Below are 21,015 nucleotides of genomic sequence, written 5' to 3' on the forward strand. Positions count from 1 at the left end.
AACGACAGCCGCGCTGGTCATCCCGGAACCCCATGAAGATCGCCATTCTCTCGCGCAATGCGCGGCTGTATTCCACGCGTCGGCTGGTGGAGGCGGCCCGTGCCCGTGACCATGTGGTACGCGTGCTCGACCCGTTGCGCTGCTACGTGCGCATCGCGCCGGAAGCGGTGCAGATGCGCTACAAGGGCAAGCCGCTGCGCGATATCGACGCGGTGATCCCGCGCATCGGCACCAACACCACGTTCTACGGCACGGCGGTATTGCGCCAGCTGGAAATGATGGGCGTGTACACGCCCAACCCGTCCGACGCGGTGCTGCGCGCGCGCGACAAGCTGCGCAGCCTGCAGATCCTTGCCGCCCAGGGCATTGCCATGCCGGTGACGGTGTTCGGCGACAACCCCGACGACACCGACGACGTGCTGGCGATGCTGGGCGAGCCGCCGCACGTGATCAAGCTCAACGAGGGAAGCCAGGGCACCGGCGTGGTGCTGGCGGAAAAGCGCAGCGCCTCGCAGAGCGTGGTCGAGGCGTTTCGCGGCTTGTACGCCAACTTCCTGGTGCAGGAATTCGTGGCTGAGGCGAAGGGCTGCGACCTGCGCTGTTTCGTGGTCGGCGGCAAGGTGGTCGCGGCGATGCAACGCGAGGCCAGCCCCGGCGATTTCCGCGCCAACCTGCATCGTGGCGGCAGCGCCAGCGCGGCCGTGCTGAGCGCGGCGGAAAAACGCATCGCGGTACGTGCGGCCGGTGCGTTGGGTCTGGGTATCGCCGGCGTCGACCTGCTGCGCTCCCATCGTGGCCCGCTGGTGCTGGAAGTGAATGCCTCGCCGGGACTCGAAGGCATCGAAGCGGCGACTGGCGTGGATGTATCCACCTGCATCATCGAGCACCTGGAGCGGAACACGGCAAAGTGAATGTGCGGCGCTGCGCATTTCGAGAGGTTTCATGAACACTGTGCGACCGCGTATGGATGGGATTAACTGCCGCGTAACCCTGCCACCCCTATAAAGACCCCACTGTTTTTTGCTGGACACTTCAACCGCAAGGCTACGGTGGCAGCAGATGACGGTATCGGGGCAAGTAGCTTCAGCCCGGGCAGGGTGGCCGCAAGGTCATGCGCCCGGGCTTTTTTATGCTGTCGGGTGGATCGCGGCCGAAACCGGCCATGCAATGTCCTTTGCAGGGGCGCACCCTGTGCGCGAAAGGCTTCTCGCGATACCCGGCCAAGAGCCTTCGCGCACAGGGTGCGCTCCTGCAAAAGAGCTGGGTGAGGCGGTTTCGGCCGCGATTCACCACGATGCATTCAGCTTTACCGCTTACGTCGGTGCGGCACACCGTTTAAGCTTGAGCTTCCGCCGGACTGTGTGCCGGCAGCGTAGCGGAGTGACGCATGCGCGTTCTGGTGATTGAAGACAACAGCGATATCGCGACGAACATCGGCGATTATCTGGAAGACCGCGGCCATGTGGTGGATTTCGCCGGCGATGGCGTGACCGGCCTGCATCTTGCCGTGGTGCACGATTTCGACGTGATCGTGCTGGATCTGACCCTGCCCGGCATGGACGGCCTGGACGTGGCGCGCAAGCTGCGCCACGAGGCGCACAAGCAGACCCCGGTGCTGATGCTGACCGCGCGCGACGCACTGGAACAGAAGCTCACCGGCTTCGAATCCGGTGCCGACGATTACATGACCAAGCCGTTCGCGCTGCAGGAACTGGCCGCGCGGCTGGAAGTGCTGGCGCGCCGCGGCAAGGGCCCGCAGAGCCGGGTGCTGAAGGTGTCCGACCTGACCTACAACCTCGACACGCTCACCGTGAACCGCGATGGCAAGTCGATCCAGCTCAACCCGATCGGCCTGAAACTGCTGCAGGCGCTGATGGAAGCCAGCCCCTCGGTGGTGACACGACAGGATCTGGAGCAGAAGGTGTGGGGCGAGGAACTGCCCGACAGCGACTCCCTGCGCGTACACATCCACGGCCTGCGCGCCGCGATCGACAAGCCGTTCGACAAGCCGCTGATCCACACGCGGCACGGCATCGGCTACCGCATGGTCGATCCGGATGCAGTCCAGGCGTAAGCTGCGGTTTCGCCTCGTCGTTTCCTTCGCGCTGTTCGGCTTCGGCCTCAGCGCGTTGTTTGCCGTGGCTGCGCTGAACATTCGTTCGCGCGTCGAGGATCAATTGGTCAGCAACAGCCTGCAGAATGAGGTGGACAACCTCAATGCGCAGGTTCGTGCCGATCCGACCAGACCGCCTCATTTCGACATCATCAAGGCTTGGTCGTGGAGCGAGCGGACGATCTACAAGGCACCACTGAACTGGCAAAACCTGGCGACTGGCGTTCATGACATCACTGAGACGGATGCTGACGGTCACACCAAGCGCTACAAGTTGGCTGTCGAGCGGAAGGGTGGTGTCATCAGCTTTCTGCGCTACGACGTATCCCGCGATGAACTGGGCAAACGGCAACTTCTGATCAGTGTCATCGCGGCGGTATTCCTGTTTGGCCTGCTCTCGCTGGCGATCGGCCTATGGCTGTCGCGCAAGGTGCTCAAACCGGTGACCCAACTGGCGCAGCGCCTGCGTGACTTCCGCAAGGCCGGCAAGGCCGAGCCGCTGGCGGCGAACTTCGCCGACGACGAAGTGGGCGAACTGGCGCTGGCGCTGGACGAATACGCCGCGCGGCTCACCGCGATGGTCGAGCGCGACCGCGAATTCAACTCCGACGTCAGCCATGAATTGCGCACACCGCTGGCGGTGGTCGCCAGTACCACCGAATTGCTGCAGGGTTCGCCCGACCTGACGCCCAAGCTCGCCGAACGCCTCAAGCGCATCGAGCGCGCCTCGCGCCAGGCCACCGAGCTGATCGAGGCGCTGCTGCTGCTTTCCCGCGCCGAACGCCGCGGCCCCACCCGCGGCGAAACCACCGAGGTCGGCAAGGTCGCCGCCGACGTGATCGAAAGCCAGCGCCCGCAGCTGCGCGGCAAACCGGTGGAAATCGAGTTGGCGATGAACGAGCCGGTGAGCGTCAACGCCCCGGCCTCGGTGCTGTCAGTGGCGCTGACCAACCTGATCGGCAACGCCATCAAATACACGCTGGAAGGCACCGTGCGCGTGGAAGTGGGGAAAGGCCGCATCGAAGTGATCGACACCGGCCCCGGCATCAAGCCCGAAGATGCCGAACGCCTGTTCCAGCGCGGCGTGCGCGGCGAAGGCGCCGGCGGCAGCGGTGCCGGGCTCGGCCTGGCCATCGTGCGCCGCCTGTGCGACCTCTACGGCTGGAACGTATCGATGCGCCCACGCGGCGACGCCAACGGCGCCATTGCGAGCATCGTGTTTGACTGAGAGTCTGTTCACGACCTTGTCCTTGCAGGTGCTCCACCTTGTGGCTGAAACCGCTCCTGCCGTGGAGCGATGAGGGCATGCGGGCGCGCTAAACGAGATCGTGGACACCAGTTTTCTCCCTCCCCTGCATGCAGGGGAGGGTTGGGGTGGGGTGCTCTTGCTTGATCTTTCCGTTAGCCCGGGTCACGCCCTCCCGCCCCCTGCATGCGCAAGGGGCGGGACCGAACGGGGGCCGCACTCGACGATGTTGGCGTGGCAGGTGCTAATCCAGCGCAAGCCCAGCCTGGGCTCCCGGTGCCACCGCCGGGCGCACCCGCGAATACGCCAGCAACTCGCCCAGCCGGGCGCCTTTCTCGCGCCAATCATGGAACAGTGATTCGCCGACCAGGGCGTAGTGCCAGTTCCGCTCGCCGCGTTGTGAGGGCTCCAGTGCATTGATCCGCTCGCACCACGTGGCCGCGGCCTTCAGCTTGCGCTGCACATTTGGATGACTGATCTGCTCCTGTGCCTTGGTCTCGACCAGGTAGATCGCGTCGGCCGTGCGCACCAGGAAATCCGGGATGTAGAACGCGGGCAGGCCGTCGTTCTTCACGTAGCGCAGCCGCACGAAGTCGTGGCGGTTCTCGCTGATCTTGCAGAACGCCTCGACGCCGGCATCCCGTTGCGCCCACTCGATGAAGGTGCGCTCCAGCCCGCCGCTGCGGGTGGGATAGGGCAGCCGCGTATAGATGCACTTGGACACTTCCAGCGACGCGCTTTCGCGCACCATCAGCCTGGTCACCTCGGACAGGTGGCGATGGCGCACTTCGGTGGTACCGCTGGTGCTGTGTTCCTCGGCGCGTACCAGCGCCAGGCCAAAGATCTTCACGACGTGATCGAGCACCGGCTGCAACAGCAACAGCCGCCAGCCTTCGTCCTCGAACGGCTCGAAGGGCTCGTTGAACAGGCGTTCGCGAATGTAGTCGTCCAGCGCGGTGGCCAGTGCGGCGGTATTCATCTGCAGGTAGGGACGATCCAGGTTATAGGCGATCTTGTTGCCCTTCGGCAACGGATGATTCAGCGCCTGGCTCACGCGCCGGGTCAGCCGCGACAGCAGCTCGTTGTAGCCGCCGACGTTCATCGCCACGCCGTCGACACGGTAGTCGCCGAACAGCGTGCTGCTCTGCAGGTCCTGCGAGGTGAAGGTGTCGCCCTTGCCCAACAGCTCGGCGAGCTTCGCGCGGCTCATTGCGCTGAATGGCGACAGCGTGGCGATGTCGATCGGCAGGTGTTCGACGTTCTCCTCGGTCTCGCGCAGGATGAACGGAATGGCGAAGTCGTATTTCTCGTAACCCTCTCGCAGCTCGGCGGCGATCAGGTCGCCGGTGCTGCTGCCCTCGTCGTCATCACCGGTCTCGCCGACCAGACCTTCGCGCATCAGTTCGTCGTAGAAGCTCTGGAACCCCGGATGCTCGACGATGGAGAGGATGTCGATCAGCGAACCGGGTTCCTCGCCGCGGTTGATCCGCTCACGGTTCTCGCGCTTGATGTCCGCGTATTCCGGGTCGCGCCACATCAGCCGCAGGCCGCGGCCGATGGTCTGCTCCAGCAGGATCTGCGCCTGGCTGGAACGCAGCGGCACGATCACGCAGATGTTGTTGACGTCGAAACCCTCGCGCAGCATCAGTACGCTGACGATCACGCGTGGTTGCGCATGTTTGTCGACATTGAACAGGCGCTGGCGCAATGGTGCCCATTGCTTCTCGCCCAGCTCGGCCTTTCTGCCCGAGTCGACGGTCAGCACGTCTTCGTCATGCAGTCCCTCGTCGCGCAGGAACTGCGCCACCAGCGGCGATACCGTGGTGTCTTCGCATACCACCAGCATCTTCGGATGGCGCGTGGCATCGACGCGGGCGAAATCCGCCTCCAGCTTGCGCAGCTTCTGCAGGCCGGCGCGCAACATCACGCGCTGGCCTTCGGACAGTTGCACGTTGCCGTCCGCATCGCGCTCGGCCTTGAACTCCAGCGGCAGCGCGCCGAGTTCCTTGCGCTTGTCCAGCACCAGCGATTTCACCAGGCCCAGCCGCATCGCGTCCTTGAGGTCGAAATCGACCACGATGTGCGGGAAGTAGACCTTGCGTCGCTTCTTGCCGCCGCCCACGTCGTTGTACGGCGTGGCGGAGAAGTCCATCTGCACGAAGCGGCGGCCCTTGCCCGCGGCGATGATCGACAGGCTCTTCTGCCACTCGACCTCGGTGATTTCGCCTTCCTTCTTCAACTCGTGGATGTGGTGCGCCTCGTCGTTGAACACCATCAGGTCGGGCAGGTCCGCGAGGTAACTCAGGATGTTGCCGCGTGCCCAGCGCCGGTCCAGCACGTCGAGGCTGTTGCCGGTGGCGCGGCCAGGCACCAGTGGCAACACGTCATAGGCCACGCGCGCCGCGTCGGCGACTATGCCGGGCGTGTCGACCCACTCGGTTTCGTTCTGCTCGGCTTCCTCCTCGGCCTCGCTGAGCAGGTGCCAGTTGGTGATCGCGATCATGCCGTTGCCGGTGGCCTTCAGGCCGATTTCCTGCTTCTGGCAGACGTTGCCGCGCACGAACTGTGCGATGCGTTCGCGCCGTGCGGGCGGCGTGAACAATTCCGCGTAACTGGCAATGTCGGAGCTGGCGAAGTCGCGGCTCTTGTCCTCACTTTCCTTGCCGAGGAAGGCGTCGAGCAGCCGCTCGTACACGATCAGCCCCGGTGCCACGATCAGGAAGCGGCGGGTGAAGCGCGGGTCGTCACGCCCCTCGTCCAGCGCCGCGGTCTTGTTCAACAGCTGCCATACCAGCAGCGCCTGCAGCACCCAGGTCTTGCCGGTACCGGTGGCCATCTTCAGGCAGTACTTCGGATGGCCGTGCTTGCCCTGCGCCACATCGGCCAGCCGCGTGCCTTCGAGCAGGACATCGGCGCATACCTGCGTGTACAGGTCTTTCAGGTTCGGACTGTCCAGCACCTCGTGCGCCACGATCACGTTGAGGATCGCCTGCTTCTGGCCCGGATGGAAATTGAACGCGCGCGACTGGCAGGCGTCGTCGCCGAACCACCAGCGCAGCAGCTCGGCGGTCACCGGCGTCACCAGTTCATAGAGGTCGGCGATGCCCTGTTCCAGGCCGATGCACAGTTGTTCGGTGCGGCGGGTCAGTGCGGCAGCCAACGCCAGCGGATTGGCGGGATCACGCATGCTCATGCTCCCCATGCTTGCGCATCGTAAACATATTGTTTACGATGGCCGAGCGAAAGCCGACCAGGTAAACAGGAGTGACCGGGTGATCAGGAGCTTTGTCGACAGGGAAACGGAGCGGTTGTTTTCCGCCGGAGCCGCCAAGCGATTTCCACCGGATATCGTGCGTCGTGCGATCGGACGCCTGCAGCATCTGCATCTTGCCAATCGGGTCGAGGATCTGCGCAAGCCGCCCTCCAATCGCCTCGAAGCCTTGAAAGGTGATCGAGCAGGCCAATGGAGTATTCGTGTCAACGAACAATGGCGGGTGTGTTTTCGTTTTGAAGGCGGCGACGCTTTCGATGTCGAGATCGTCGACTACCACTGAGGAACCGCATACATGTCCATCCCCGCCACCAAAAACGGCATGCCGCCCATTCATCCCGGCGAACTTCTCGAAGAGATCCTGAGTGACCTCGGCATGAGTCAGGCGGCTTTCGCTCGCGTGGTCGGAGTTTCGCCGATGCGTATTTCGCACGTGGTTCGTGGCGAACGTCCGGTGACTGCGGAGCTTGCGTTGCGGTTTGGTCGCGCCTTTGGCCAGACCCCGCAAATGTGGCTGAACTGGCAGACCGACTACGACCTCAAGATCGCCGAGCGCGAGATCAAGGACAGTCTGCGCAAAGTTCAGCGGTTGGCGGCCTGAGAGCCGCTGGAATGACGAGGGCCGGAGCGTCCCACGCGTAATCACTTCCTACTCTCCGCCACCATCTGCACTACCTCGGCCTCGAAGCCGAACACGTCGACCACGCGCACGCAGACGCGGCGCTCGCCGGCCTTGCTCGGCACGTTGAAGCGCGCTTCGGTCACCACGCGCAACGGGTCGTCGTCGTTGGCGGTGTTGCCGCGATAGTCCTGCCACACCGAGCGGAACACCTGGCCGTCGTAGTCCGGGTCCACCGCCCAGTACTCGATCAGCGCCAGCGGTTCGGCGTTGGCGACCTTGAGCAACTTCTTGCGGTTGTCCTCATCGAGGTTGATCGCCTCGGGCGAGAGCAGCACGTAGTTGTCCAGTACGACTTGCAGCTGTTCCTCGTCGCCGCTGCGCGTGCGGCGCACCGGCTTGATCGTGAGGTACTGCAGGCTTGAAAAGCGCACCTGGCCGCGCAGCTTCTCGATGCCGCCCTTCTTGCGCAGGCGGTCGAGAAGGTCGGGCGGGATCACCAGCACTTCCAGCCGCGCATCGTTCAGCGCGGTGATGCTCTGGCCGATCGACGGCTCGAAGTTCCAGCCCAGCACCACGACACGATCCCAGCCGCCGAGCAGGTGTTCGCGCTGGGCGATCGCCTTGCGCAGGGTGGCGTCACCGGTGAGCTTGTTCGGCGAGTCCACCAGCACCAGTGTCTTCCTGCCGCCGAACACCACCGCACCGAGATTGCGCAGCGGGTTGTCCTCCGGCTGCAGAGGCAACGCGCCGTACAGCGACAGCACGATGGACGACAGGTCGCCGACGCGGAAGCTGCGCCCCAGCGAACTCTTCGCCGCCTCGACCTGGTAATCGCCGATCGCCTGGTACAGGAATGGTTTCGCGCCTTGGTCGATCAGCCGCTTGCGCATGATCATGCAGGAGGGCTTGCCGAGGTCGGTGGTGATCCAGCGGCGGCCGAGCTTTTCGGCAACGGCGGCGGTGGTGCCGGAGCCGCCGTTGAAGTCCGCGACGAGGCCACTCTCGGGGCAAGATGCTTTGACGATACGCTCAACCAGAATTTCCGGCTTCTGCGTGCTGTAGCCAATGCGTTCTGACGAAGTGTTGCCTACGCGCGATACGTCTGACCAGATTGATTGCGGGACAGCGCCATCCTTTTCATCGAGATAGACAATCAATCCATCCATGCGGGGCGTGCCATCTTTCTTGAGCGCGATGCGCCCTTGCTCCCACCAAGCCTCGAGCTGCTCCAACGTATATCCCCACCCACGACCAGCACTGGGCATCGTTCCGCGCCAGTTGAATTTGCCGGAGTCGCTGCTCTTTCTCTCAGCAGTCATGTCTTGGCAGGTGTAGAGGCGACCTTTGGGGTCTTTCTTGTAGCGCTTCAGTTGTTCGGAAGAAAATGGAATGCGGTCAGGATTCCAATAGCTATTTTCAGTCTTGGTATAGAACAGGATCGTGTCGTGGATTCGCCCCCACTGCCCAGCCTCGTTATGGGAATTCGTACGCTGCCATGTGATCTCGTTCCGAAATCTATCTTTTCCAAATATCTCGTCAATCACAACTTTGACGTAATGGCCGACATGCCAATCCAGATGCACATAGATCGAGCCGCTATCACTCAATAGCTCCCGCATCAGGATCAACCGCGGCGTGATCATCGCCAGATACGACGCCGTGCCGTCCGACCACGTATCCGAATACGCGAACTGCTCGATCACCGTCGGCTTCTGCTCCAGCTCCACGCCGGGCAGCGCAACCTTGGTGCGGTAGTCCGCCTTGGAATCGAACGGTGGATCGATGTAGATCAGGTCCACCTTGCCGCGCAGGCTGGGCGTGTGTTCGTCGCCGGCCAGCAGGGCGGCCATCGCCAGCAGGTTGTCGCCGTAGATCAGCCGGTTGGTCCAGTCGGCCGTGCCTTCGTCGCCCAGGTGCGCCTGCCGGTTCGCCGCGGTGATCCAGTCGCTGTCGCGTGTGTCCTTCGACGGCAGCACCCACTCGCGCGTCTGCAGGCTGACCCGGTGGCGTCCTTCCAGGCTCTCCAGGATCTTCTCGGCCTGCTGCCGCCCGCGGGCGACGATCTCGGGGAGTTGTTCCAGCAGGGACTTGGGCATGACGACGACCGGCGTAAGGCTTGATCGATCATGAAAGCAAAACTTTCAACATATATAAAGTAAAACTTTCAATGGCGTGACTGGACGGCACCTATGGTCACAGGCCATGAAGATCGACAAGAAAGCCTTCGCCGACCGCCTCCGAGCTGCCTTGAAGCACGAGAGGATCGAGGCCAGTGCGTCGGAGCTGGTGCGACTTCTGGAATTGCAGGGTGAGCAGGTGTCTTCGCAGGCGGTATCAGGCTGGCTCAACGGCAAGCATCGCCCGCGACCGGCACACATGGAGGCGTTGGCAAAGGTCGTGGGCGTGGAGCCGCACGAACTGGAGTATCGGGTGACCCGATCCAGGGGCGTGCAGGACGTGAACATCGCATGGCCGGATCACGTACGTGGTCATGATCGGCTGGCTTTCGAGGACTATCTTCAGTTGTCCGACGAAAAACGGAAACTGGTTCGCGAACTGATCGCGGAGCTGGCGAAGGGGGCACCGGGCAAGCTGCGCTGAGCGGTAACTTCCGCATTCGCTTCTTCCCCAGCTAGCAGGGGAAGGTTGGGTGGGGTGTTTTTGCGGGCTTTCGCGAGGTTGACCCCTCACCCCAGCCCTCCCCCACCCGCAAGGGGACTCCCCTCGGTCGCCGGAGGGGAGAGGGAGCAGAACATCAGCACTCGATGACGTTGACCGCCAGACCGCCGCGCGAGGTCTCTTTGTACTTGTCCTTCATGTCGCGGCCGGTGTCGCGCATGGTCTTGATGACCTTGTCGAGCGAGACGCGGTGCTTGCCGTCGCTCTTCATCGCCATGCGGCTGGCGTTGATCGCCTTGACCGAGCCCATCGCGTTGCGTTCGATGCAGGGAATCTGCACCAGGCCGCCGATCGGGTCGCAGGTGAGGCCGAGGTTGTGTTCCATGCCGATCTCGGCGGCGTTCTCGACCTGGTGGATATTGCCACCCAGTGCGGCGGTGAGGCCGCCCGCGGCCATCGAGCAGGCCACGCCGACTTCGCCCTGGCAGCCCACTTCGGCGCCGGAGATCGAGGCGTTTTCCTTGTACAGGATGCCGATGGCGGCGGCGGTGAGCAGGTAGTCGACGATGCCGTTCTCGTCGGCCTTGGGGCAGAAGTGCAGGTAGTAATGCCCCACGGCCGGCACGATGCCGGCGGCACCGTTGGTGGGTGCGGTGACCACGCGGCCGCCGGCGGCGTTTTCCTCGTTCACCGCCAGCGCGTACAGGTTGACCCAGTCCAGGATGGTCAGCGGATCCTTCAGCGAGGCTTCCGGCTGGTTGCGCAATTCATCGGCCATCGCCGGGGCGCGGCGCGTGACGTGCAGGCCGCCGGGCAGGGTGCCGGGCGAGCGCAGGCCGCGAGCCACGCAGTCGCGCATGGCCTTCCAGATCACCAGCAGGCCGGCGCGGGTTTCCGCCTCGGGGCGCCACACGCTTTCGTTGGCCAGCATCAACTGGGCGATGCTGAGGTGATGCTTTTCGCACTGCGCCAGCAGTTCGTCGCCGGTGGAGAACGGGTAGGGCTGTGCGGTGGTGTCGGCGACGATGCGGTCTTCCGCCGCTTCATCGGTGTTGACCACGAAGCCGCCGCCGACCGAGTAGTAATCGCGCGTGGCCAGTTCGTTGCCGTCGGCATCGTAGGCGGAAAAGCGCATGCCATTGGTGTGGAACGGCAGCTTCTGGCGCTTGTTGAAAACCAGGTCGCGCTTCTCGTCGAACTCGATCTCGTGCTTGCCCAGCAACGACAGGCGACCGCTGCCGCGAATGTGTTCCAGCGTGGCCGGAATCCGGTCGGGATCGACCGTATCCGGATGCTCGCCGGTGAAGCCGAGCAACACCGCCTTGTCGGTACCGTGGCCGCGCCCGGTCATCGCCAGCGAGCCGTACAGCTCGGCGCGCACGCGCACCACGTCGGCAAGCACGCCTTTTTCTTCCAGCCAGCGTTCGGCGAAGCGGGCGGCGGCGCGCATCGGTCCCACCGTGTGCGAGGAGGACGGCCCGATGCCGATCTTGAACAGGTCGAATACGCTGACGGCCATGGCTACGCTGCTGGGAAGATGGGGATGAACGGTTATTCTACGCGGGATCTCCGTCCATCCGCAGCCGCATGCCCCGACTGATCCTCTACCAACGCGACTACTGTCACCTTTGCGACATGGCGCTGGCCGTACTGGCCGAAGCGCGCACGCCGGAGTTCGACAGCGTGTGGGTGGACGACAGCAAGGAACTGGAGCGTCGTTACGGCACGCGCGTGCCGGTATTGCGCAATCTCGACGACGGCCGCGAGCTGGACTGGCCGTTCGACGCGGCCGCGGTGCGGGCATTCCTGGGCAGCAAACGCCTCCTGTAGGAGCGCACCCTGTGCGCGATGCTCTTCCTGTGGCGTTTGCGCCGCAAAGCATCGCGCACAGGGTGCGCTCCTGCATGATGGGGCAGGTGATGCGAGCGACCTACGGTGCGCGTCTCAACCGCTTGAGAATCTCCTCGCGCGCTTCGCGCAGGATCGAATCACGGTCGAGGCTGGCGACGATCTCGGCGACGGCGCGCTTGGCGCCCTGTTCGCCCCAGGACTTGCCGGCGATCAGATAGCGTTCGGCGGCGCGGCCGATCAGCACCGTGGCGTACCAGCCGAGCGCGCCCTGGGCCGCGGCAGTGACTACGGTGGATAGCCCGGCACTGACGCCTTTCAGCGCCGAGGCTACCAGCTGCACGCCCCAGATCGCGCCCATCAACGCGGCGAGCTGGGCGGAGATCACCGCCACCAACCGGCCGGATTCGGCGCGGGTCAGCGGCAGGCCGTAGACGCGCGACAGTTGCACCACCATCGCCGCATCGAGGCCGGCGGCGGCGAGCAGGTCGGCAACGGGGATCGGGTTCAGCGCCACCGCCACGCCCTTGGCGATGCAGTAATGGCGGATCAGCTTGCTGGCCACCGCGCGGCGCGTTTCGGCGATGCGTGCGCTGACCTGATCGGTAAGTCGCCCTGCGTACAAGCCGGCATTGAGCGCGGACAGCGTCTTGCCTTCGCGCGCGGCGATGGCCAGCAGCCGTTCGCGCAGGGCAGCGACGTCGGGCGGCGTGGCTTGTTCGGCGGAAAACCCGCGATTGTTCTCGGCGTCGACGACGCGTTGCGCGGCCGGGCGTGCCGCCACCGCCAGCACATCCTGCTCGCGCAGCAGCCCCTGCGTGCGCTGGCGCAGGTGATCGAGCAGATCCACACGCTCGGCCGCGCTGTAGCGGTCGGCCTTGTTCAACGCCAGCAGCAGCGGGCGCTGGGTGGCGGCCAGGGTTTTCAGTGCGTCGAGTTCTTCGCGGGTCAGGTCGCCATCACAGACGAAGATCACCAAATCGCATATTTCGGCGACGTCGAAGGCCAGCTTCTCGCGTGCCTCGCCATCCAGTTCGTTGATGCCGGGCGTGTCGATCAATACCAGGCCGTCGTGCTGCGCCTCGTCCAGCGTGGCCTGTGCGGCCTGGGTGGTGGTGCCGTGCAGGACGCCCACCGCGAATGCCTCGTGGCCCAGCAACGCATTGGCCAGCGACGACTTGCCGGCGGAGACGCGGCCGAATACCGCCACGTGCAATTCGCCGCGTTCCAGCCGGGCCAGCATCGACTCGATGCGCGCGAAATCGGCGGCCAGTTCGTGGCGAACCGACGGCGGAATGGCGGGATCATCGATCAGGTTACGCAGGCTGTCGGCCACGCGCGTATCGGCGTTGCCGGAGGCTGTGCGCGTTGGCGCAGGCTCCGGCGTGAGCCGGTTGCGCAATCGCTGCCAGAGTGCGTCGAGATCCACGCGTGATCGGCTACTTGGCAGCGAGCACGAGGTGTGCGGTGACTTTCACGTCGGCGCCGATCACCGAGGTATCGGCGTACTGGCCACCGCCCACGTTGAAATCGAGGCGCTTGAGGTTGCCGCTGACATCCAGCGTGGCACCGCTGCCCTGCGGCTTGAAATCCACCGTGAGGCTGACCGGCTTGGTCACGCCACGCAGGGTGAGCTGGCCATCGGCGATCACCTTGCCGCCGACATCGCGGAAACCGGTGGTGACAAAGTGCGCGGTGGGAAATTTGGCCACATCGAAGAAGTCGGGGCCGGGCAGGGCGCTGTCGCGATCACTGTCGCCGGTTTTCGCACTGGCCAGGTTCACGTCGACGTCGAACTTCGAGCTGGCCAGGTGTGCCGGGTCGTAGCTGATCGTCGCGGTCCACTGGCTGAAGCTGCCATCGAAATTGGCGCCCTGGAAAACACCGACGAAACCGAGCTTGCTGGCGGCCGGTTGCACGGTGTAGTCGGTGGCGAAGCCGGCGCAGGGCAGCGTCAGCGCGGCGAGCAACAGCAGGGATTTCAGGGCGGGATGTTTCATCGATGGTCTCCTTCGGGCGGCGTGCGCGGGCGGCCGAACGGCAGCATCCGGCGCAGCACATTGTCGCGATCGAACACGTGATGCTTCAGAGCGGCGCCCACATGCGACACCAGCACCAGCAACAGCAGGAAAAACAGGTATTCGTGCACGTCGCGCACGACATGGCTGATGCCCTCGTTCTTCGCCGTCAGCGCGGGCAGGTTGAACAGCTTGAACCATTGCAGCGGCTTGCCGGTGACCGAGTTGAACCACCAGCCGCTGAGCGGAATCGCCGCGATCAGCACGTACAGAAAGGCATGCGTGGCGTGCGCGACCCGGCGCTGCCAGCGCGGCATCGGTTCATCCGGTGGCGCGCGTTCGCTCAGTCGCCACGCCAGCCGCAGCAGCAGCAAGGCCAGCAGGGTCAGGCCGATCGACTTGTGCAGCGCGAACACGTTGATCTTCGAGATCGACGGCGACATGCCGACCATCAGCAAGCCCCACACGCCGTTGCCGAGAATGCCCAGCGCCATGATCCAGTGGAAGCACTTGATGACGCTGCCCCATTGGCGATGGTTGCTGCGCAGACTCATGGTTTGGCTCCGGAAGTGGTGTCGATGTGATCGTCGCGAATCGCCTCGAGTTCCAGCCATACGGCGACGTTGTGACCGATGGCGTTCGGAAACGCGGTGATGCCGAAGGCAGTGCGGTCCAGCGTGGCAGTGGCCGAGAAGCCGGCCACCACGTGCATGCCGAAGATCGTGCGCGCCAGCCGGTTGAGGGTGAACGGCAACGTGACCGGCCGGGTCACGCCATGCAGGGTCAATTCGCCATGCAACACGCCGTGGCTGGCGTCCTTGCGTTCCACCGAGGTACTGACGAAATGGGCGTAACGTTCGTGCGAGCAATCGAGCAGCGAGCCGCCGCAGACTGCGTCATTCCACTTCGCATCACCCATGTCGGCGCTGCCCATGTCGATGTCCAGCACCGTAGACGCATGGCTCCAGTCATCCGGATCGAAGCGCAGCCAGCCGTGCGCGATACGCAGCCGCCCGAACGGGCGCGAATAGCCGTCGTGGTCGATGCTGAAGACGATCTGGCTGTGCACCGTGTCATAGCGGTAGGTGTGCATGGCGGCTTGCGCCGCTGCTGGCAATAACAGGATGGCCAGGGCAAACGACAACCAGCATGTGGGGCGGAAACGAGGCATGGGCGAAGTCTGGCCGAATGATGCGGGTGATGCCAGTTGCCGGTTGCGAACAAAGTGTTCGCGGGGCGGCGCTGCTCGTTGCGCTTACTTGTTTTGCCGGTTTGCTGCTGTTGCCCGAGGCGCTTTGAGTGGTGTTTTGCTTTGACTGAGGTGATTCGGTCGCGTGCCGCCGCCTATAGTGTCGGGGTTTCACCCATCTGTCGACGGGCGAGTCACTTTCTCTCGCTTGCCCGAGAGAAAGTAACCCAAGAGCCGCACACCCAAGCGTCGAGTTCAATCGCGCGAGCCTGCCCTTCCTAGTCCTCAGTTTTCGGTGACGGCGCGGAGTGGCCGCTGGTGTAACAGGAAGAGCCACCTCTATTCCAAAAAGCCTCGACCGATCAGGCTTGTAGGGTCGGCGGGTCCCACAGGCCATTTCTCTGGGTTATGTCTCTTGACTCCGGGCATCCTGCCCTACGCCCTTCGGGCCAGCTTCGCTGTTCGCCACTGCTCCTGCAGTGGCGTGGGCCAGCAAAGAGAGGTAACTCGGGCGCCGGCAGGCGTCCGAAAGCCCACCGCAGGCGAGCAATCTGGCGATTACGCCCGAACGAGCAAAAGCCCTCTGCAGGCGAGCCACCCGACGCCAACTCCAAGTCAGGCGACAGCCTCACCCAGACACCACCAGCGGAGCCTACGAGGCATCCCCCTCGTCCCGCTCCCGCCAGGCCTCCATCGTCAGCGCCGCCAACTGCCGCATCCGCGCCCCCCGCGCATCCGCCAGCAACCCCTTCAACCGTTCCCCGGCATCCTGCTGATCCAGCGTCTTGCGTTCGGCCAGCGAGGCGGACAGCGCGCGGCCCATCGAATCGAAGATCAAGGCGTAAGCGAATGCGTGCAGCACGCCGCCGCCCAACGTGCCGAGTCCGGGGAAGGCCTTCAGTGCATTGCCGGCCACGGCCAGCACGATGGAACTGCCGGTGCGCAGGGTGAGCCGGGCTTGCTGGATGAAGTCCTCGATCTGGACGTCGCTGACGCGCACGCCGTACAACGTGGCCAGTTCGCGGGTGAGCGCGGTGGCCAATGCGCCCTGGATCACCAGGTCGCTGCCTGGCACCACCGCCGCCAGTGCGCCGACGATGGCGCGCCGCGCGTACTTGCGCACGATGCGTTCGGATTCGGCGGCGCGGGTCTGCGCCTCGAGGACGCCGGTGCGTTCGTGCACGCCGGCCAGCACGGCGTGTTCGCGCAGTGGCTCCAGCCCTTCGGCGCCGGGGGCGGTGAGTCGGGCCAGGGCGTGCAGCAACGGCTCGATGTCGGGCGTGCGCTGGCGTTCGACCTGCTCGGTGCTGCCGTCGGCGAGCCGGCGCTGGAAACGCTCGCTGCCGCCGGCGCTGATCGCCACCACGGTGGCGGCGGTCCCGCGGGTCTGCCGGCGCAGGCGATCGAGCAGTTGCGCGCGCTCGGCCTCGTTCCACTGGTCGGCCTTGTTCAGCGCCAGCAGCAGCGGCTTGCCGAAATCACCGAGCCAGCGCAGTTCATCCATCTGTGTGCGGGTGAGGTCGCCGGCGCACAGGTAAACCACGGCATGCGCGCGCAGGGCTTCGTGGCGGGCCAGGGTTTCGTGCGCCTCGCCGCCGGCCTCGCGGCTGCCGGGAACGTCGGCCAGTACCAACACGCGGCCATCGGGCAACTGGCCGTCGTGGTGGGTGACTTGCTGGGTGGTGCCGCCGCGCACGTCACTGGTAGCCAGCGCTTGCGGCGCCAGTGCGCGAATCAGGCTGCTCTTGCCGCTGGAGATTTCGCCGAACAATGCCACGTAGACACGGGCAGTACTGCGGCGGCGATCGAGTTCGGACAATTCCGCGTTGAGCGCCGCGGTGTCGGTCCCGCGCTCGCGCAGCTGGCCGATGCGTTGCTCCAGGCTGCCGCGATCGGGCGCCGGCACGGGGCGGCGCTTGCGGCGCGGACGCAGCAGCCACCACAACACGCCCAGTCCGACCAGCGCGAAGGCCAGCAGCACGAGGCCCAGGGTCCACTGCAGCCACGTGGGCAGGGTGAGGAAGCGTTGGGCCAGCGCCAGCGCGCGGTCGGCGGCGGCAAACAGCAGCCATGACAGCGCGGCGATGGCGAGTGCGGCGAGCAGCAGTCGGGGGCGTCGGGTCATGCGCCGAAGTGTAGCGGCAGGGTCGCCGACTCGCCCGAACGGCGGGGTTTTGGCATCATGCACGGGTTGTGACGGACCGCGACACGGTCGTCCGTCGTCCAGGGAGGCATGGGGGAGGCTCATGGCGGGGACGCTTTTGCTGGGAATGGCGATGCTGCTGGGCACCACGATGCCTGGTGCTTCCGTGCGTGCGCCAACGCCCCATGCGCCGATGGTCGGTACGGCGCCGGTGGCCTCCGTATCGGCAACGAATACGCCGCTGCCAACCCCGCAGTTTCGCCGCTATGGCACCAGCGATGGCCTGCCCAGCACGCATGTCTATGCCGTGGCGCAATCGCCGGACGGCGCGATCTGGTTCGGTACCAAGGGGGGCATCGCTCGCTTCGATGGCGTGCAGTTCCAGGTTTTCCGGCATGCCAAGAACGATCCGGGATCGCTTTTCGACAATGGCATCGATGCGTTGCTGGTCGACCACCAGGGGCGTCTCTGGGCCGGGGGCCTGAACGCGGGCCTGAACCGTTATGTCGCCGCCACCGGCACGTTCCTGCACTGGGGCCATGACCCGGCCGATCCGCACAGTCTGGTCAGCGACCGCGTCTGGTCGATCGCGCAGACCGCCGATGGCAGCCTGTGGGTGGGCACCAGCGCCGGCCTCGATCGCATGAGTCCGGATGGCAAGGATTTCGAGCATATCGTCAATCCGTTGCTGGGCGACAAGCCGGGCGACTTTGGCCCGGTGGGCGCGCTCTACGTGGATGCGAAGGGGCGGCTGTGGATCGGCAGCGACCACGGCACCTTCGTGCGCGAAGCCGACGGCAGCATGCACGAAGTGCTGGAGGCGGGCAGCAAGCGGCGCGTCGTGCCCTGGCGCATCGAGGGCACCGGCGACGAGGTGCGCATCGCGGCCGTCGATGGCTTGATGATCGTGGGCAAGGACGGCTATGCGCATCCTTTCGGTGCGCCGACGATTCCGGCCACCAACGTGATGTCGAGCGTCCGCGATGCGGCCGGTCGCTTGTGGGTGGGCACGCAGAAGGGCCTGTTCGTGCAGACGACGGCGGGCGGACCGGTTACGCCGGTTAGCAATCATCCGGTGCTGTACGGCAACCTGCCCGGCACCTGGGTGTGGCAGATCATGACCGACCGCGAGGGCGGCGTTTGGATGGCCTTGTTCGACGGCGGCGTGGCCTATCTGGCGCCCGGCTGGAACAGCTTCAGCCGTTTCACCCATGTGCCGGACGATCCGTCCAGCCTGCGCGACGCGATGGCCACCACGATGGCGCGTGGTCGTGACGGCCGACACGTCTGGGTGGGCGAGCGGCGGGGGCGGGTGGATCGGCTCGATCCGGCCACCGGCCATGTCGAGCAGGTGATCTCCGGGCTTGTCGGCGACGTGGTCGGGATGACCCAGGACAATCGGCACCGGCTGTGGGTGGCGGTGCAGGGCGGGCTCTACGTGTGCGCGATTTCGTCCTGGCGCTGCACCAAGGTGGATATCGGATCGGCCGGTGCCAAGCGCCCGCTTGAAGTGGAGCCCGGTCCCGATGGCCAGATGTATGCGCGTACATTCGGCCATGGCGTGTTCCGGATCGACCCGGACAGCCTGAAGGTCACGCGGATGCCGATGGACCAGCCCAGCGACAAGGTGCTGTGGGGCAGCCAGATGACCGAGCATGGCGGCGTTTTCTGGTACGCCAGCGATGGCGGCATGATGCGCCTGAACGCCACCAACAGCCGTTTCGAGATGGTACCCGGTGGGCCGGTGGGGCAATCGGTGGATGCCTTCTCGTTCGATGCGCATGGCCTGTGGATGGCCAACGACAACGGCCTGACCCATTACCACTACCAGGGCGACGGCATCGCGCTGGATCGCACCGTCGACAGCGCGCAAGGCTGGCCGCCGATCAGCGTGGTGGATCTGCGCGTGGATGCGCATGGCCGGGTCTGGATATTCGGCCACGACGGCCTGTGGTGCTTCGATCCGGCCAGCGGGAAATTCCGTGCGCTCGGGCTGCAGGATGGACTGACCAACGGCGAGTTCACGCGTGGCTATGCGCTGATGCCGAGTGGCTACATCTACGCACCCACGCTTGGCGGGGTGGTCGCATTCGATCCCGATCGGGTGCAGGACCATCCCGGCAAGCCGCATCTGGCCATCACCCAGGTCAGCATCAACGCCGGCAAGAACTGGACTGCGGTGCCAGTCCGCAATGGCGTGTTGCACATGGGTTGGGGCGAACACCGCTTGATGGTGCAGACGCGGGCATTCAGTTACCTCGATCCGCCGTCGACGCTCTACTGCTTCAAGCTGGTCGGTTTCGACAATGGCTGGGTCGATACCGGCAATCGCGGCGAACGCACGTTCATCGGCCTGAGCGCAGGCGATTACACGCTGGAAGTGCATGCCTTCGTCAACGGCCACTGGACCTCGCTGGCCGCGCCGTTGCGCATCCATGTGCAGTCGCCGCCGTGGCTGCGCTGGTGGGCGTGGCTGGTTTACGCCGTGCTGATCGTGTTGCTGGCATGGGCCATCCTGCTGGCATGGCGGCGACGCATGGCAAGCCGGCAACAGATCATGCTGGCCGAGCAGCGGCGCAGCCTGGCCGAGCAGGCCAGTGCGGCAAAGAGCCAGTTCCTGGCCACGCTGAGCCACGAGATCCGCACACCGATGACCGGCGTGATGGGCATGGCCGAACTGCTGCTCGCCACGCCGCTCAATGCCGTCCAGCACAGTTACGCCGAAACCATGCAGCGCTCCGGCGAGCTGCTGCTGAAATTGCTCAACGATGCGTTGGACCTGGCTCGCATCGAATCAGGCCGATTGCAACTGGAGCCGGCGCCATTCGATCCCTGCGCCCTGGTGCAGGAGATCGGCCGCCTGCAAACCGGCCACGCGCGTGCCAAGGGGCTGGAGTTCGACGTGGAAATCGAGACCGACCTGCCGCCGCGTGCGATGGGCGACGTGTTCCGCATCCGCCAGATCCTGCTGAACCTTGCCAACAACGCATTGAAGTTCACCGAACACGGTCGCGTGGTGCTTGGCGTGGGTTGCTACGGCGAGGAACTGGTGTTCAGCGTTTGCGACACTGGCCCGGGCATTCCCGAGGACGTGCAGGCGCATCTGTTCGAACCGTTCGAGCAGGGCGAGAGTCCGCAACGCCGCGTGGGCACCGGCCTTGGCCTGTCGATCTGTCGCGAACTGGCCTTGCTGCTGGATGGGCGCATCGGGCTGGAATCGCGGATGGGCGAGGGCAGTATCTTCCGGCTGCACCTGCCACTGCACGAGGTCAGCACGCCGGCACCGCGGACATTGCCGATGCCGCGCCGGGGCGATGGCACGACGCACCGGATCCTGCTGGTGGAAGACGACGCCATCGTGGCGGCAGTCGTCCGTGGCTTGCTCGAACGCCTGGGACACGGCGTTCGCCATGCGGTGAACGGACTGGAGGCGATGGCCGAACTGGCACAGGAACCTTGCGACCTGGTGTTGATGGATCTTGACCTGCCCGGACTCGACGGCTTCCAGGTAGCGCGTCTGATTCGCCAGAACGAAGCGCCCGGCGAGCATGTGCCGATCATTGCCGTCACCGCCCGCACCGGTGGTGACGACGAGGCCCGCAGTCGTGCCGCCGGCATGGACGATTTCCTGCGCAAGCCGCTGACCGGTGCGCAATTGGCTGAAGTGCTGGCGGAATGGGCCTCGCCGTCGACCGCGTCGACGAATTGAGGCAAGAGGCCGAGAGGCTGGCGAGGATGCCGGGAAATGCCATTTGTGGCGGTTTGACAACCGGTCTGCGCGAGTCGACCGGGTCGTGTCGGGGCGGGTCTCGCATTCATTGGGCCGAAAGGCATCGGGATGGCGATTTCGATATTGACTACAATGACGGATCTTTCTCGGCCAGCGCTCCCGAACCTCGATCGATTCGTCGTGACGGCGGGGCTTGGGCATGATGCAAGGCAGCTG

At 65.0% G+C, this 21,015-nt stretch carries 16 protein-coding genes; 8 read left to right on the top strand and 8 right to left on the bottom strand.

Features of this window, described 5'->3' with window-relative positions; translation table 11 throughout:
- Positions 1-32 precede the first annotated feature (32 nt).
- From rimK to BMY90_RS05015, 3 genes are all read left to right on the top strand, one after another.
- Entirely contained in the window at positions 33-911 is an 879-nt protein-coding gene (rimK, locus tag BMY90_RS05005) for a 30S ribosomal protein S6--L-glutamate ligase (protein WP_092702142.1), read from the top strand.
- 476 nt (positions 912-1,387) lie between these two features.
- On the top strand, positions 1,388-2,074 hold the full coding sequence (locus BMY90_RS05010; RefSeq protein ID WP_008212270.1) for a response regulator transcription factor: 687 nt from the start codon (positions 1,388-1,390) through the stop codon (positions 2,072-2,074).
- Positions 2,058-3,341 carry a sensor histidine kinase gene (locus tag BMY90_RS05015; protein WP_092702144.1) on the top strand — a complete coding sequence of 428 codons (1,284 nt, stop codon included), beginning with the start codon at positions 2,058-2,060 and terminating at the stop codon, positions 3,339-3,341. Before BMY90_RS05010 ends, BMY90_RS05015 begins: the two co-directional genes overlap by 17 nt.
- A gap of 262 nt (positions 3,342-3,603) precedes the next feature.
- On the opposite strand, the gene BMY90_RS05020 is transcribed toward BMY90_RS05015, so the two are convergent.
- Positions 3,604-6,546, bottom strand: a complete 2,943-nt coding sequence (locus BMY90_RS05020; RefSeq protein ID WP_092702146.1) for a DEAD/DEAH box helicase family protein — start codon at positions 6,544-6,546, stop codon at positions 3,604-3,606.
- Between BMY90_RS05020 and BMY90_RS05025 the strand changes: the two genes are divergently transcribed.
- On the top strand, positions 6,545-6,913 hold the full coding sequence (locus BMY90_RS05025) for a type II toxin-antitoxin system RelE/ParE family toxin (RefSeq protein ID WP_425438645.1): 369 nt from the start codon (positions 6,545-6,547) through the stop codon (positions 6,911-6,913). The two genes, BMY90_RS05020 and BMY90_RS05025, sit on opposite strands and share 2 nt — an antisense overlap.
- 12 nt (positions 6,914-6,925) lie before the next feature.
- Complete coding sequence (locus BMY90_RS05030) at positions 6,926-7,231, top strand: HigA family addiction module antitoxin (protein WP_092702148.1); 306 nt, start codon at positions 6,926-6,928, stop codon at positions 7,229-7,231.
- A 41-nt stretch (positions 7,232-7,272) separates the two neighbouring features.
- Here the strand turns inward: BMY90_RS05030 and BMY90_RS05035 are convergent, their stop codons facing one another.
- A complete protein-coding gene (locus BMY90_RS05035) occupies positions 7,273-9,348 on the bottom strand; it encodes a site-specific DNA-methyltransferase (RefSeq protein WP_092702150.1) in 2,076 nt (691 codons plus the stop codon).
- Positions 9,349-9,454: 106 nt separating this feature from the next.
- Between BMY90_RS05035 and BMY90_RS05040 the strand changes: the two genes are divergently transcribed.
- The gene (locus BMY90_RS05040; RefSeq protein WP_092702152.1) at positions 9,455-9,853 is read left to right on the top strand and encodes a helix-turn-helix domain-containing protein; all 399 of its coding nucleotides are present in this window, start codon (positions 9,455-9,457) and stop codon (positions 9,851-9,853) included.
- A gap of 154 nt (positions 9,854-10,007) precedes the next feature.
- Here BMY90_RS05040 and BMY90_RS05045 read toward each other — a convergent pair whose 3' ends face one another.
- Complete coding sequence (locus tag BMY90_RS05045; RefSeq protein ID WP_092702154.1) at positions 10,008-11,390, bottom strand: L-serine ammonia-lyase; 1,383 nt, start codon at positions 11,388-11,390, stop codon at positions 10,008-10,010.
- 68 nt (positions 11,391-11,458) lie between these two features.
- Here BMY90_RS05045 and BMY90_RS05050 point away from each other — a divergent pair, with 68 nt between their 5' ends.
- Positions 11,459-11,701, top strand: a complete 243-nt coding sequence (locus BMY90_RS05050) for a glutaredoxin family protein (protein WP_092702156.1) — start codon at positions 11,459-11,461, stop codon at positions 11,699-11,701.
- A gap of 100 nt (positions 11,702-11,801) precedes the next feature.
- Here the strand turns inward: BMY90_RS05050 and BMY90_RS05055 are convergent, their stop codons facing one another.
- The 5 genes from BMY90_RS05055 to BMY90_RS05075 form a co-directional block, all read right to left on the bottom strand.
- A complete protein-coding gene (locus tag BMY90_RS05055; protein ID WP_092702158.1) occupies positions 11,802-13,148 on the bottom strand; it encodes a GTP-binding protein in 1,347 nt (448 codons plus the stop codon).
- A 10-nt stretch (positions 13,149-13,158) separates the two neighbouring features.
- A complete protein-coding gene (locus BMY90_RS05060) occupies positions 13,159-13,719 on the bottom strand; it encodes a YceI family protein (protein ID WP_175481496.1) in 561 nt (186 codons plus the stop codon).
- Entirely contained in the window at positions 13,716-14,291 is a 576-nt protein-coding gene (locus BMY90_RS05065; protein WP_092702160.1) for a cytochrome b, read from the bottom strand. The genes BMY90_RS05060 and BMY90_RS05065 overlap by 4 nt, the downstream gene beginning before the upstream one ends.
- A complete protein-coding gene (locus tag BMY90_RS05070; RefSeq protein ID WP_092702162.1) occupies positions 14,288-14,908 on the bottom strand; it encodes a YceI family protein in 621 nt (206 codons plus the stop codon). Before BMY90_RS05070 ends, BMY90_RS05065 begins: the two co-directional genes overlap by 4 nt.
- Positions 14,909-15,578: 670 nt before the next feature.
- On the bottom strand, positions 15,579-17,051 hold the full coding sequence (locus BMY90_RS05075; RefSeq protein ID WP_092702164.1) for a GTPase: 1,473 nt from the start codon (positions 17,049-17,051) through the stop codon (positions 15,579-15,581).
- Between the two features lie 121 nt (positions 17,052-17,172).
- Between BMY90_RS05075 and BMY90_RS05080 the strand changes: the two genes are divergently transcribed.
- A complete protein-coding gene (locus BMY90_RS05080; RefSeq protein ID WP_245734911.1) occupies positions 17,173-20,778 on the top strand; it encodes a hybrid sensor histidine kinase/response regulator in 3,606 nt (1,201 codons plus the stop codon).
- Positions 20,779-21,015 lie beyond the last annotated feature (237 nt).

It is taken from the genome of Rhodanobacter glycinis (assembly GCF_900114325.1).
Taxonomy (GTDB): Bacteria; Pseudomonadota; Gammaproteobacteria; order Xanthomonadales; family Rhodanobacteraceae; genus Rhodanobacter_A; species Rhodanobacter_A glycinis.

Excerpts from the sequence above, each read along its gene's own strand:
- BMY90_RS05070 (WP_092702162.1), bottom strand. The coding sequence starts at position 14,908 with ATGCCTCGTTTCCGCCCCACATGCTGGTTGTCGTTTGCCCTGGCCATC.
- BMY90_RS05040 (WP_092702152.1), top strand. The coding sequence starts at position 9,455 with ATGAAGATCGACAAGAAAGCCTTCGCCGACCGCCTCCGAGCTGCCTTG.
- BMY90_RS05035 (WP_092702150.1), bottom strand. The coding sequence starts at position 9,348 with ATGCCCAAGTCCCTGCTGGAACAACTCCCCGAGATCGTCGCCCGCGGG.
- rimK (WP_092702142.1), top strand. The coding sequence starts at position 33 with ATGAAGATCGCCATTCTCTCGCGCAATGCGCGGCTGTATTCCACGCGT.
- BMY90_RS05020 (WP_092702146.1), bottom strand. The coding sequence starts at position 6,546 with ATGCGTGATCCCGCCAATCCGCTGGCGTTGGCTGCCGCACTGACCCGC.
- BMY90_RS05045 (WP_092702154.1), bottom strand. The coding sequence starts at position 11,390 with ATGGCCGTCAGCGTATTCGACCTGTTCAAGATCGGCATCGGGCCGTCC.
- BMY90_RS05060 (WP_175481496.1), bottom strand. The coding sequence starts at position 13,719 with ATGAAACATCCCGCCCTGAAATCCCTGCTGTTGCTCGCCGCGCTGACG.
- BMY90_RS05075 (WP_092702164.1), bottom strand. The coding sequence starts at position 17,051 with ATGACCCGACGCCCCCGACTGCTGCTCGCCGCACTCGCCATCGCCGCG.
- BMY90_RS05025 (WP_425438645.1), top strand. The coding sequence starts at position 6,545 with ATGCTCATGCTCCCCATGCTTGCGCATCGTAAACATATTGTTTACGAT.
- BMY90_RS05030 (WP_092702148.1), top strand. The coding sequence starts at position 6,926 with ATGTCCATCCCCGCCACCAAAAACGGCATGCCGCCCATTCATCCCGGC.
- BMY90_RS05050 (WP_092702156.1), top strand. The coding sequence starts at position 11,459 with ATGCCCCGACTGATCCTCTACCAACGCGACTACTGTCACCTTTGCGAC.
- BMY90_RS05010 (WP_008212270.1), top strand. The coding sequence starts at position 1,388 with ATGCGCGTTCTGGTGATTGAAGACAACAGCGATATCGCGACGAACATC.
- BMY90_RS05080 (WP_245734911.1), top strand. The coding sequence starts at position 17,173 with ATGGCGGGGACGCTTTTGCTGGGAATGGCGATGCTGCTGGGCACCACG.
- BMY90_RS05065 (WP_092702160.1), bottom strand. The coding sequence starts at position 14,291 with ATGAGTCTGCGCAGCAACCATCGCCAATGGGGCAGCGTCATCAAGTGC.
- BMY90_RS05015 (WP_092702144.1), top strand. The coding sequence starts at position 2,058 with ATGCAGTCCAGGCGTAAGCTGCGGTTTCGCCTCGTCGTTTCCTTCGCG.